This is a genomic window from Gottfriedia luciferensis, from assembly GCF_002156865.1.
Classification (GTDB): Bacteria; Bacillota; Bacilli; order Bacillales; family Bacillaceae_G; genus Gottfriedia; species Gottfriedia luciferensis.
Genome location: NZ_NCTA01000001.1, coordinates 378871 through 391525 on the forward strand (window position 1 = coordinate 378871; position 12655 = coordinate 391525).

The window sequence follows — 12655 nt, forward strand, 5'->3', positions numbered from 1 at the left end:
AAAATTACTCATATAAAGAAAACTCTCCTATGGGCTGAGACAGTGGCTTATTTTCAACATTTTATACTTTCTTACTGTACAAAAAAATATACCCCCTTTTATTAAAAAGGAGGTAGTAATTAATTTATCATTTATTTACTTTCAATCATGATCGTAATTGGACCCCAGTTGGTAAAAGTCACATCCATATCTGCTCCAAAAATACCAGTTTGTACTTCGTATCCTTGTTCACGTAAATATGAATTAAATTGCTCATATAATCCGTTTGCCATTTCTGGTTTTGCTGCATCTGTGAAACTTGGGCGTCTTCCTTTTCTTGTGTCACCATATAAAGTGAACTGTGAAACGGATAGAATCTGACCACCGACTTCATTTAATGATAAGTTCATTTTCCCATTTTCATCTTCAAAAATTCTTAGATTAACAGCTTTATCTGCGCAATATTTAACATCTTCTAATGTGTCCTCATGGGTAATTCCAACTAGCAATAATAATCCTTTAGGTATTTGACCTACTACTTGTCCATCAACGACGACCTTTGCTTCTTTTGTACGCTGTAATAATACTTTCATGATGGCACCTCCTATTAGTGGAAAATTCGTCTCACAGAATAGATATCTGGAATTTGTTTAACCTTATCCACTACTTTTTGCAGGTGATTTATATTACGAATCGACAAACTCATTGTTATAGTTGCCATTTTATTTCGATCATTTTTCCCTGTTACTGAAGAAATATTTGTTTTTGTTTCATTTACAACAGAAAGCACTTCATTTAATAGACCACGACGATCGTAGCCAAAGATTTCGATATCAACATTATAATCACGTTCAAATGTTGGGCTTTCTTCCCATTCAACTTCGATAAAACGGTCTTCTTCACTATCGTTTAACATGTTAATGCAATCGCTTCTATGAACTGAAACTCCTCTTCCTTTTGTGATGTAACCAACAATATCATCACCAGGTACCGGGGTACAACATTTTGATAAACGAATTAATAAATTATCTACACCTTTTACTGAAATACCTGCATCTTTACGTCGAGAAGGAGCTTTTTTAAGGTCCGTAGATAGTTCTTTTAAACGTTCTTCTAACTCAACTTCAGTTCGTTTACGGAATTTATCTGTTAAACGGTGAGCAATCTGTGTGGCAGTAATGCCGTTATATCCAACAGCTGCATACATATCTTCTGCATTAGAGAAATTAAACTTCTCAGCAACACGTTTTAAATTTTCAGACGTTAAAACTTCTTTTAAATCACATTCTAAAGCTTTAATCTCTTTTTCAACTAATTCCTTACCTTTTTCAACATTCTCTTCTCTTCTCTGCTTTTTGAAGTATTGACGAATTTTATTTTTAGCATGTGAAGATTGAGCTACCTTTAACCAGTCTTGGCTAGGACCATATGAATGTTTTGAAGTCATGATCTCAACGATATCACCTGTTTTAAGTTTATAATCAAGTGGTACCATTTTCCCATTAACTTTTGAACCAATTGTTTTATTCCCGATTTCAGAGTGAATTCGGTATGCAAAATCGATTGGAACAGATCCAAGTGGTAATTCAAACACATCACCTTTAGGTGTAAATACGAAAACCATATCTGAGAATAAATCCATTTTGACTGATTCCATGAATTCTTCTGCGTTAGTAGAATTATCTTGCCATTCTATAATTTCACGGAACCAACTTAATTTATTTTCAAGAGTTTTCTGTGACGGTAGATTTGCATCATCTTCTTTATATGCCCAATGCGCTGCAACCCCGTACTCAGCAATTTGATGCATTTCCTTCGTTCGAATTTGCACTTCAAGCGGCTCACCTTTTGGACCAATTACAGTTGTATGAAGAGATTGATATAAATTTGCTTTTGGCATCGCTATATAATCTTTAAAACGACCTGGCATTGGTTTCCAACACGTATGAATTACACCTAAAACAGCATAACAATCTTTAATGCTATTAACAATTACACGAACAGCTAGTAAGTCATAAATTTCGTTAAATTGTTTATTTTGTTTAGCCATTTTATGATAAATACTATATATATGCTTAGGACGTCCAGAAATTTCTGTTTTAATTTCGACGTCTTCAAGTTGAGTCGAGATTTCGTTAATAACCTCTTCTAAATATTGTTCGCGTTCTGCTCTTTTTCGCTTCATTAAGTTTACTATACGATAGTATTGTTGAGGGTTTAAATAGCGTAACGCTGTATCTTCAAGCTCCCATTTAACTTTACTAATCCCTAATCGATGAGCTAAAGGTGCAAATATTTCTAGTGTTTCATTTGCAATTCGCATACGCTTTTCTTGAGGTAAATGTTTTAACGTTCTCATATTATGAAGGCGATCGGCTAATTTGATTAATATTACTCTCAAGTCCTGTGCCATCGCTACGAACATTTTACGATGGTTTTCAGCTTGCTGTTCTTCCTTCGATTTAAACTTAATTTTACCTAACTTTGTAACACCATCTACAAGCATTGAAACTTCTTTGCCGAATTGGTTTTCTAAGTCTTCTTTCGATACATCAGTATCCTCTACAACATCATGAAGAAAACCTGCACTAATGGTTGTTGCATCCATCTCTAAGCCAACAAGTATACCTGCTACTTGAACAGGATGAATTATATATGGTTCACCTGACTTACGAAACTGCTCACTATGTGCGTCACGAGCATATTCATAAGCACGTTTAATAAACGCCACATCATCATCTTTTAAATAATGGGACGCTTGCTCTAAAACTTGTTCTGCTGTCAAAACTTGCTCAGTAGCCATTTAATCACCTTAAATCATTATTTCTTTTATTATCGTGAATATTTCGTTTTTTGTAAAGCATGAGTCGTCAAAATTCATTTTTTTTTGCAGTTTTTGATAGAAAAAGAGCACTCTGATTACTCAGAGTACCCGATTATCTAACATTATATTATGTTAAAAATTAATAAGTCATTAGTGTAAATATATCATAGCCTTCTAATTTTTTACGACCTTCTAAGTAAGAAAGCTCGATTAGGAAAGCAATACCTACTACAATTCCACCAAGTTCTTCAACAAGTTTAATTGTTGCTTCAATCGTACCACCAGTTGCTAATAAGTCATCAGTGATTAGTATACGTTGACCTGGTTTAATTGCATCCTTATGCATTGTTAATGTATTAGTACCATATTCTAAATCATAGTTGTAGCTAATTACTTCACGAGGTAATTTACCTGGTTTACGTACTGGTGCAAAACCGATTTCTAAAGCGTAAGAAATTGGGCAACCAACAATGAATCCACGGGCCTCAGGTCCAACAACTAAATCAACATCTTTTTCTTTCGCATAAGCGACAATTTGATCTGTTGCTTCTTTATATGCTTTACCATCATTCATTAATGATGAAATATCTTTAAACTGAACGCCTTCTTTTGGCCAGTCTGGTACAATCGTTATATAATCTTTCAAATTCATTAAATAAGTGCCTCCCCATTTTCGTAAAAATGACTTTTCATATTTTGAAAAAATGTAGTTAATTCATCACATTTTGAGTACAGAAACAAACGTTCTAGTTCAATACTAGCTAATTTTTTTGCATACGTATTCGATAAAGAGAGATCTTTCTTCTCAGTTTGTGGTAACAAACGAATTTTTCCATCCTCTATTGTAACAAATTCTAGATCAAAAAACACCTTTGTCATAAAATCTACTTGTTCTTTTTTCCATCCCATCTTACGACATAATGCCATTTCATACAAGTTCATGTCAAATGGATTGGTGTTTGCTAAAATTGAATAATATTTTTTAAAGCTTTCTCTACTCGGAATTGGTGAAAAGAAATGTAATTCATCTTGATTAAATACTAAGTAGATTCGTTCTGATAATCCGTTACGAAAAACATGTTTTAAATCATTTTCTGTTCCAGGTAAATCAAGCAAGATTACATAATTATTTTGGATATCAATATCTAAATTTAGAACATCTTCATATGAATTAAACTTAGAAACTGGATATTTTGTTTTTAAGTTTTGATAATCATTTGATGCTTGATGTAAAAATATAAATTTCTCTTCACTAGAAGGTAAAGTTAAACGATGTGGCTCTTGACCTCTTAGATCAAATAATTGCCAATGATTCACTTTAATATCTTGGATCATTAATTGTGGTTTTCGTTTCCCATTCCATTCATTAATTGATGCCATTCCTAAGCATGATACTTTAGATCCACTAGCAATTTCATTTGCAATATGTCCAAATCCAAATCCTACTGCATCCAGTAATGTAACATCCTCTTTTAGTTGAGCTTTTAAATGGGTACCTTCGTTTCCGATTTGTTTTATGTTAAGAGCATCTACCTCTTGTATTTCTAAAACAGGTTTTGGATTATGCATCCCAAACGGTGCTAGCATATTTAATTCATTTATAAATGAGATCGAAACGTCACTTGCTTGGCACTGTAAGTCTACCTCTTTTAACGGTATAAAGTCTTCATCCGTCATAATTTGATCAGCATACTCATTTAATCGATGTCTTAATTGCTCAACATCTTCAATTGCCAAAGTCATCCCTGCTGCAAGTGTGTGACCACCAAAATGAGGTAAAATATCTTTACACTTTGTTAAATTCTCAAATAGTGAAAATCCTTCAATACTTCTAGCAGACCCTTTAGCAATCCCTTTTTCCCGATCAATACTTAACACAATAACAGGTTTATAAAAACGATCAACTAATTTTGAAGCAACAATCCCAACTACTCCTGCATTCCATCCTTCTTTTGCTACGATAATTACTTTATTGGAACAAGACGAATCAAGCTCGTTTACTTGTTTTATCGCCTCATCTGTCATTGTCGATACTAACTCTTGGCGTTCTCTATTTAATAATTCAATTTGTTCTGCTCTAGACTTTGCAAGATCTCGATTAGTTTCCAAAACAAGATCAACTGCCGGCTTCGCATCACCAAGTCGACCAACAGCATTAATTCTAGGTCCAATTGCAAAACCAATCGTTTCTTCATTTATTGAATCTGGCGCTGTACCGCTAATTTCTAATAATGCTCTTATACCTTCACGATTCGTTTGTTTTAATTGTCTTACGCCTTTTTTTACAATTAAACGGTTTTCATCAACTAATGGTACTAAATCTGCTACTGTACCGATTGCAACTAGTTCCATATATTCTTCAGGTTCATGACCTAATAATGCAGAAGCAAATTTAAAGACAACTCCTACACCTGCTAGCTCTTTAAAAGGATAGCTTGGACTAAGTTTTGGATGAATAATAGCCAATGCATTTGGCAATTCTTCAGGCGGTTCATGATGGTCTGTAATAATAATATCCATACCTAATTCATTTGCATAGTTAACTTCTTCAGCTGCAGAAATTCCTGTATCTACTGTAATAACTAATGAATATCCTTGTTCTTTTGCCCATTTAAATGCATTCTTATTTGGTCCATAACCTTCAGTAAAACGATTCGGTATATAAAAGTCCACTTTTGCTTCTAATTCAATTAATGTCAAATATAATACAGAGGTACTACTAACTCCATCTGCATCATAATCTCCAAAGATTAATATTTTTTCATTTTCTTCTATCGCTTGAAATACTCTGTCAATTGCAATGTCCATACCCTCTAATAAAAACGGGTCATGAAAACTCATTTGTTCTTCATATAAAAACTTACTTGCTGCTTCAACTGTAGTAAGCCCACGAGTAACAAGTAGTTTTGCTAATAGAGGGGATATCTGTAATTCATTACTTAGTAACTGTTCATTTTGTTCATTCGATAATTTCGTTTTCCAGCGTGCTTTTGACTTTAACAAAACTCTTCACCCCTAACTGTACTATTATACTAAAGTAAACTTATTGGATGAAAGAGTTATTTTTATCATTATATGGATTAATATGGACAAATACATTTTCGACATCCTTTTGCTCCATCAACTTTGCTTTTACATTTTTACCGATTCTATGTCCTTCTTCAACCGTAATATAAGGATCAACGGAAACTTTAATATCAATAATGACATAATACCCGTGTTCTCTAGCATAAAGCGTATTAATTTCTTTTACACCTTCAATAGATCTAACGATTTCCTTATAAGGTTCAATTTCTTCTTCATGTAAGACATGATCCAATGTTGTATGGATTGATTCCGCGCCAATATCCCACGCCATTTTTAAAATCATAATCGCAACAACGAGGCCCGCAGCAGGATCTGCATACAAAAGGATAGGCATATTAAACTTAGTTCCTAGAAGTGCAATCCCGATCCCAATCATTGCTGCTCCTGAGGAGTATACGTCTGAGCGATGTTCATACGCATTTGCAATGATCGCATCACTATTTAGTCTTTTACCTAATGCATATTTGTATCGAAACATCCATTCTTTTAAAAATATCGAAATAAATGCTGCTACTAATGCAATTAGTTCGGGTGCATGGACAGGTTTAAAAAATGAACTAATCGAGGATTTTCCAATTTCAATCCCAACAATAAACAAAAGAACAGCCACAATAATTGCTGCAATCGATTCAGCCTTCCCGTGACCGTAAGGATGGTCTTCATCTGGTGGTAACTTAGCGGCTCTTAAACCAAATAACACTGCCACTGAACCTACTACATCTGAAGCAGAATGCACTGCATCGGCTATTAATGCCTTACTGTTACCTATGTATCCTATAATCAGTTTTACGACCGCAAGAAGTAAATTTCCATATATCCCAATATAAGCCCCTTTCTTGGCTTCTTTATAACGCTCTTCTTGATTCATATGCTTTACCTACTTCCTATTTTCTAACTCAACTAAAATATACACCAGGCCGAACGCTTCCGTAGAAACAATCCTCTTTTCCTCCTACAAAAGGATCGTATTTTTAGCCCAAAACATTCTTATAACACATTTTATTAGTATCTTCAATTTGGAATTAATCTAAAACTAAAAAATATAAGCAAATGCTTATACTTTTTTCAGAGAGTTGAAAAATAGATTGGTTAATAGCTTTTCCTTTCACTTTCCCCTTGATCCTGCATTTCCTTGTTCCTGCTCTTACGCATGCAAACTGTAGTGGAAATCAACAGGTCGCATCTATTAATGATTGAAAAAATTTTTTAAAAGTGTTGAAATACCTATCGGTAAATATGAAAAAAGGTCATTAATTGAACATTAGAAAAATGATTTATAACCTTTGGGTTGTGATATAAAAAGTTTTATTACTCATTACCGGAACTCCTCCTTTAATAAATTCTAAATATTGACACTAAATTATTCGCATGATTTTGCTTTTCATTATAAAATGAAAAATGAGTTATCTGCATATTCCATCTTTTTACTACAAAATCATACTTATTTTATAAGTTAAATTTTACACAATAGTAACATCTATTTCTATTATTTCTCTTAAATATACATATATTTTCTGATCTATTAACCCATTTAGTCATTATGAGCATTCTGTAGCTCTATTACTAGACCTACAGATGATCTATTTTAATAAATATTTATATAGGAGGACTAATTATGAAATCTACGGGAATTGTCCGAAAGGTAGACGAGCTTGGCCGTGTAGTAATCCCAATTGAACTTCGAAGAACACTTAACATCACAGAAAGAGACACACTTGAAATATTTGTTCAAGATGATCGAATTATCCTAAAAAAATATGAACCAAATATGACTTGTATGATGACTGGAGAGATATCTAAAAATAATCTTGAAGTTGCTGATGGTAAAATTGTTTTAAGTAAAAAAGGAGCAGAACTTTTAAAATTTGAAATTGAACAATTTATAACTGATAATAATTAAATTGAAGAGGCTGCCTAATTTAGTTGCATTCTCTTAGTAAATTAATCAGTAAAAATGAAAGAGAATTTCATATAAATCAGACAGCCTTACTTCATTTTTTACACTAGTTTAAATTTCATGATATTCCGCATAAACATCTCTTTTATTTAGAGAACGGTCTTTTGCGACAAGTTTTATTGCTTCTTTACTTGTTTCATTTTTTTCATTTATATACCAATCGACATGTTGATTAATAGTGAGTGCTTCCCACCAACATTCTTCTTGGTTTTTTGCTTCTTCTTCAGAAGCACCTTCTAAAACAATGACAAATTCTCCTCGTACCTCTTCGTTCGTTGCCCAGTCTATTGCATCGCTAACTGTTCCACGTAAAAACTCTTCGAACTTTTTTGTTAACTCTCTACATAATACAATTTTTCTATCACCTAATACTTCTAAAATAACTTGTAATGTTTCTTTTAATCGGTGTGGTGATTCGTATAAAAGTACGGTGTTACGTTGTCCTTTTAATGGCTCAAGTTGTTTTTTCTTATCCTTTTTTTGACGCGATAGAAACCCTATGTATAAAAAAGAATCAGTTGGCAGCCCAGAAGATATTAGAGATGTTAGAGCTGCATTCGCACCGGGTAAAGGAATGACTGAAATTCCTTCTTCTAAACAAAGTTGTACGAGTTCATATCCAGGATCATTAATACAAGGCATACCCGCATCACTTACTAAGCCTACTTTTAATCCTTTTTTCAAATCCTCTACAATTTTTAACCCAGCCTTTTCCTTATTATGTTCATGATAGCTTACTAAAGGAGTAGTTATTTCAAAATGGTTGCAGAGCTTTTTAGAATTACGAGTATCTTCTGCTGCAATATAATCTACTTCTTTTAGTATTCTTACCGCTCTAAATGTCATATCTTCTAAATTACCAATAGGTGTTGGTATTAAATAAAGACAGCCTAGTTCTTCATTTAAAAAGCTCTTTTGGCTTTTTATCATTGATCGTTCCTTCTCTCATATAACGTTCTTTATTTTGTCTTGATAATTGCTTAAATGCATATTCTGCTTGCAAAGCTTCTTTCTTAGTTTGGTACTCTTCGTGATAGATACACTTTACAGGAGTTCTTCCTCTTGTATATTTTGCACCTTTTCCATCATTATGTTGTTTTAATCTTCGTTCGATATCTGATGTATAGCCCGCGTAATAAGTTGCATCGGAGCATTCTAATACATATAAATAGTGTTTACTTTTTTCCATATAGAATTTCCTGTAATTCAGTTGTATACTCGTTATTTTCTTCGTATACGTAAATTGGCGGAAGTATTTTCAAGTCTGCTTTTCCACCTTTTATCCCCTCGATTAAGAGTGTATTAGCTTCTTTCCCCATTTTCGGGTAAACAAATTGAATTCGTTTTGGTTCAATACCATGCTTCCTCATTGTCGTAACGATATCCAAAAGTCTACCTGGGCGATGTACCATTGCCAGTTTTCCACCATGCTTTAAAAGTTGCTTACTCGCATTGATTACTTCTTCTAAATTTGTTTTTATCTCGTGTCTTGCTATTGCATAATGCTCATTTACGTTTTGTTCTGAAGTCGGAATATCTTGAAAATATGGTGGATTACAAGTAACAACATCTACAAATTCCCTTCCTATTTTAGAAGGAGCATTTTTTAAATCGTCATGAATCATCGATATTTTTTGGTCTAGTTTGTTATATTCAATACTTCTTTTTGCCATATCGTATAATCGCTCTTGTATTTCTACACCAACTATATTTGCATTGGATCTACGATGAAGCATCAATGGTATCACTCCATTGCCTGAGCATAAATCAACAATCGTACCTTTTTGAATCGGTACATATGTAAAATTTGATAAAAGGACTGCATCTAAAGAAAATGAAAAAACAGATGGGCTTTGAATAATCCTCATATCATCAGTTAATAAGTAATCTAAGCGTTCGTCACCTTTAAGCATAATTAATTCCTTTCAACTTTCTCACCATTTATTATCTTTTTATCTTAACCTAATCGTTCGGTTATTAAGTAAAACAAAACATAAAAAGAAGCTATTCCGATTGAAAATACGTCTAATTACCCTATAAAAACAATTGTTGTTTTCTAAAAAGGTAATCGTTCGCTTCTTCTGGAATAGCCTAACATTACTTTTTATCAAAGAAGGATAAACAAAACAGACAGTCCTCGTCATGACGGACACTTCCATAATGAAGATTACAAATATGGAAGCCTTCTTGGTAAAGTCTTGCTAGATTATCATAGCCTTCTCCAAGATCCTTATCTTTTTGAACCTTTTTCTTCTTTGAGTCTTTTATTTGTTCTTTTTCTTCTATACGTTTATCAAGACCTAGTCGCTGACGTAAATGATCATTCTCAATTTTCGTATAGTGGTTTTCTTCTAGAAGCTCAGCAATATACTGTTTTAAGTCACTAAGCTGTGTTGATAAATCTTGAATTTGTTCTTCCATATTGGATAGAGATAAGAATATATTCTTCTTGTCCAATCTTACCACCTCTTAATCTGTGGTTTGTATTGAAACGACTCCCTCATGAATTAAATCATCAAGGGTATACTCCACAACGCGTTCTTTTTTGATCAATTCTACTTGAATAACTCGTTCTAAGATGTTTAATCCTACTACTCTTCCAGGACCTTCTGCAGTCTCAATAATATCCTCTAAGTCTGGTAGCTGTTCTTTTGCTGCCTCATATTCATCATTTTCATATTTTAAGCAGCACATTAATCGGCCACATAGTCCTGAAATTTTCGCAGGATTAAGTGAAAGGTTTTGATCTTTAGCCATTTTAATTGATACAGGCTCAAAATCACCTAAAAACGTTGAACAACACAACATTCTACCACATGGTCCTATTCCACCGAGCATTTTAGCTTCGTCACGCACTCCTATTTGTCTTAACTCAATACGAGTACGGAATACCGCTGCTAAATCCTTTACTAACTCTCTAAAATCTATTCTGCCATCTGCTGTAAAATAAAAGATGACTTTGTTTCGATCAAACGTATATTCGACATCAACTAATTTCATATCTAGCTCATGTTGCATAACTTTACTAGAACAAACTTCGTAAGCTTCTTTAGCTGATTGCTTATTTTCTTCAACAATCGTACGATCATGCTCATCTGCTAATCGCATGACTTTTTTTAATGGAAGGACTACGTCATTTTCTCCGACCTTTTTGTTTGATACAACTACTTTTCCAAATTCAATCCCTCTCACCGTTTCAACGATGACAAAAGTATCTTTGGGGATTGCTAATCCATTTGGGTCGAAATAATAGATTTTACCAGCTTTTTTAAAACGTACTCCGACTACTTCGTACACAACCTACAATCCCTCCTGTAGCTCTATTATCATTTGCTCTAAAACCAATAACATATTTGCGTTTGATGTTAATCGTTTTTTTGCATCAAGTATTATTTCTAAACAAGTTGTTATTTTTTCTAAAGAAAAACGATTTAACGCTTGCCTCATTAATGATTCTTCATTTTTAAAAACAACATTAAGATCTTGTTCAGCATATATATATAACATATCTTTAAAGGCTAATACAAGCATATCAAGCATCATCTGTAACTGTTCCTTCTTATCAAATTGACGAGAAACATTTTGTTGAATGACTAGAAGACTATCTTTTTTTGTAGTTACTAATGCTTCATATAATTCTATCACTAAATCTCTAGCTTGTGCAAACCATTCTTCTTCAACTATCTGTACTGCAAGTGACTCACTATTTGTGATTCTTGCTAATAAAGGGATTAGATGTGGTTGTATATTAATACGATTTAAATGTTCCTCAAAAAATTTTGTCGGTAATGGGTTAAAATGAATTGACTGACATCGTGACTGAATCGTAGGCAAAATTTGCTGAACTTGTTCTGTTAACAAAAATGCTGTTGTAATTGAGACAGGTTCTTCTAAAAACTTTAATAATGAATTTGCTGCATTTGTTGTCATTCGATCTGCATGGTCTATAATATAAATTTTTCGATTTGATTCAACAGCAGTTTTTGAGAATTCTTCTTGTAATTGCTGTATTTGTTGTTTCTTTATAGAAGCTTCCTCAGGTTCGATTAAGTAAACATTTGGATGATTACCTGAATCAACACGTTTGCAATTACGACAAGTTCCACAAGGTGTTGCTTCTTTTACATTCTCACATAGTAATACTTTTGTATAGTACAATGCAAGCTCTCTTTTACCAGTTCCTCTTGGGCCCTCAAATAAATAAGCATGAGCCACCCTGTCTTTTACTATTGCATTTTTTAACATTTTTGACGCAACTGGCTGACGCTCGGTTAGTTCCTCCCAAGATGTTTTCATGTTTACACCTACTCATGTATATAAATTTATTAATAACCCTTTAATTTCTCCGATTGTATTTAATAGGTGAATGCTTTCACTTTCATTCTTCATTAGATCATCCGTTAACTCGATTAATTTTTCATCAATTAACTTAACTAACTGCAATGAAGACATAGAACCTCCAGCACCCCAACTTATTTCCTCAGATACTTCCATCCCAAAATCAACAGTTTCCTTTAAAAACCGTTTTACTAATTGCTTAAATTTAGCTAAGTCTCTTAAATTTTTTCCTTTAGCTAATCTTTCTCCTTGAGCCTCTATTTCCCCTATTAAGCGATTTAATTGCTCAATTTGTAGCTTTGATGCATTCGATCTCACTAAAGTTTGGAAATTAACTGAATTGGTTTGAGTTTGACGTATATCTTTTCGTTCACTATTTAATTTGGCTACTAAGTTTTGATCGATTTTCACTTAAGAACCTCCGTTAAGTACCAATCTTATATTATTTCTATTATACCAGTTCACCAATT

General features: G+C 33.2%; 13 protein-coding genes. 1 reads left to right on the forward strand and 12 read right to left on the reverse strand.

Going from position 1 to position 12655, the window contains the following annotated elements:
- Positions 1 to 131: 131 nt before the first annotated feature.
- The 5 genes from dtd to B7R67_RS01920 form a co-directional block, all read right to left on the reverse strand.
- Positions 132 to 572 carry a D-aminoacyl-tRNA deacylase gene (dtd, locus tag B7R67_RS01900; protein WP_088067036.1) on the reverse strand — a complete coding sequence of 147 codons (441 nt, stop codon included), beginning with the start codon at positions 570 to 572 and terminating at the stop codon, positions 132 to 134.
- A gap of 14 nt (positions 573 to 586) precedes the next feature.
- On the reverse strand, positions 587 to 2782 hold the full coding sequence (locus B7R67_RS01905) for a RelA/SpoT family protein (RefSeq protein WP_088067039.1): 2196 nt from the start codon (positions 2780 to 2782) through the stop codon (positions 587 to 589).
- A gap of 160 nt (positions 2783 to 2942) precedes the next feature.
- Complete coding sequence (locus tag B7R67_RS01910; RefSeq protein WP_069035154.1) at positions 2943 to 3455, reverse strand: adenine phosphoribosyltransferase; 513 nt, start codon at positions 3453 to 3455, stop codon at positions 2943 to 2945.
- A complete protein-coding gene (gene recJ / locus B7R67_RS01915) occupies positions 3455 to 5806 on the reverse strand; it encodes a single-stranded-DNA-specific exonuclease RecJ (protein ID WP_088067041.1) in 2352 nt (783 codons plus the stop codon). Before recJ ends, B7R67_RS01910 begins: the two co-directional genes overlap by 1 nt.
- A 40-nt stretch (positions 5807 to 5846) precedes the next feature.
- Positions 5847 to 6758, reverse strand: a complete 912-nt coding sequence (locus B7R67_RS01920) for a cation diffusion facilitator family transporter (RefSeq protein WP_088067043.1) — start codon at positions 6756 to 6758, stop codon at positions 5847 to 5849.
- A 747-nt stretch (positions 6759 to 7505) separates the two neighbouring features.
- On the opposite strand from B7R67_RS01920, the gene B7R67_RS01925 reads away from it, so the two are divergent.
- A complete protein-coding gene (locus B7R67_RS01925; protein ID WP_088067044.1) occupies positions 7506 to 7790 on the forward strand; it encodes an AbrB/MazE/SpoVT family DNA-binding domain-containing protein in 285 nt (94 codons plus the stop codon).
- A gap of 108 nt (positions 7791 to 7898) precedes the next feature.
- On the opposite strand, the gene rsmI is transcribed toward B7R67_RS01925, so the two are convergent.
- The 7 genes from rsmI to B7R67_RS01960 all read right to left on the reverse strand — a co-directional run bounded on the left by rsmI (position 7899) and on the right by B7R67_RS01960 (position 12596).
- Positions 7899 to 8774, reverse strand: a complete 876-nt coding sequence (rsmI, locus tag B7R67_RS01930) for a 16S rRNA (cytidine(1402)-2'-O)-methyltransferase (protein ID WP_088067172.1) — start codon at positions 8772 to 8774, stop codon at positions 7899 to 7901.
- Positions 8746 to 9036, reverse strand: a complete 291-nt coding sequence (locus B7R67_RS01935; RefSeq protein WP_088067045.1) for a GIY-YIG nuclease family protein — start codon at positions 9034 to 9036, stop codon at positions 8746 to 8748. The genes rsmI and B7R67_RS01935 overlap by 29 nt, the downstream gene beginning before the upstream one ends.
- Complete coding sequence (locus tag B7R67_RS01940) at positions 9023 to 9763, reverse strand: tRNA1(Val) (adenine(37)-N6)-methyltransferase (RefSeq protein ID WP_088067046.1); 741 nt, start codon at positions 9761 to 9763, stop codon at positions 9023 to 9025. Before B7R67_RS01940 ends, B7R67_RS01935 begins: the two co-directional genes overlap by 14 nt.
- A 181-nt stretch (positions 9764 to 9944) precedes the next feature.
- Positions 9945 to 10304, reverse strand: coding sequence for a DNA replication initiation control protein YabA (yabA, locus tag B7R67_RS01945; protein ID WP_142289503.1), 360 nt, complete (start codon positions 10302 to 10304; stop codon positions 9945 to 9947).
- Positions 10305 to 10316: 12 nt separating this feature from the next.
- Positions 10317 to 11144: a PSP1 domain-containing protein gene (locus B7R67_RS01950; protein ID WP_088067048.1), complete on the reverse strand. Its 828-nt coding sequence runs from the start codon at positions 11142 to 11144 to the stop codon at positions 10317 to 10319.
- Positions 11145 to 11147: 3 nt separating this feature from the next.
- Positions 11148 to 12143, reverse strand: coding sequence for a DNA polymerase III subunit delta' (holB, locus tag B7R67_RS01955; RefSeq protein WP_088067050.1), 996 nt, complete (start codon positions 12141 to 12143; stop codon positions 11148 to 11150).
- Positions 12144 to 12155: 12 nt separating this feature from the next.
- Positions 12156 to 12596: a YaaR family protein gene (locus B7R67_RS01960; RefSeq protein ID WP_088067052.1), complete on the reverse strand. Its 441-nt coding sequence runs from the start codon at positions 12594 to 12596 to the stop codon at positions 12156 to 12158.
- Positions 12597 to 12655: the final 59 nt, after the last annotated feature.

Bases quoted from the DNA above. Each gene is read 5' to 3' on its own strand.
- B7R67_RS01910 (WP_069035154.1), bottom strand. From the start codon at position 3,455: ATGAATTTGAAAGATTATATAACGATTGTACCAGACTGGCCAAAAGAA.
- B7R67_RS01925 (WP_088067044.1), top strand. From the start codon at position 7,506: ATGAAATCTACGGGAATTGTCCGAAAGGTAGACGAGCTTGGCCGTGTA.
- B7R67_RS01935 (WP_088067045.1), bottom strand. From the start codon at position 9,036: ATGGAAAAAAGTAAACACTATTTATATGTATTAGAATGCTCCGATGCA.
- dtd (WP_088067036.1), bottom strand. From the start codon at position 572: ATGAAAGTATTATTACAGCGTACAAAAGAAGCAAAGGTCGTCGTTGAT.
- B7R67_RS01920 (WP_088067043.1), bottom strand. From the start codon at position 6,758: ATGAATCAAGAAGAGCGTTATAAAGAAGCCAAGAAAGGGGCTTATATT.
- holB (WP_088067050.1), bottom strand. From the start codon at position 12,143: ATGAAAACATCTTGGGAGGAACTAACCGAGCGTCAGCCAGTTGCGTCA.
- B7R67_RS01905 (WP_088067039.1), bottom strand. From the start codon at position 2,782: ATGGCTACTGAGCAAGTTTTGACAGCAGAACAAGTTTTAGAGCAAGCG.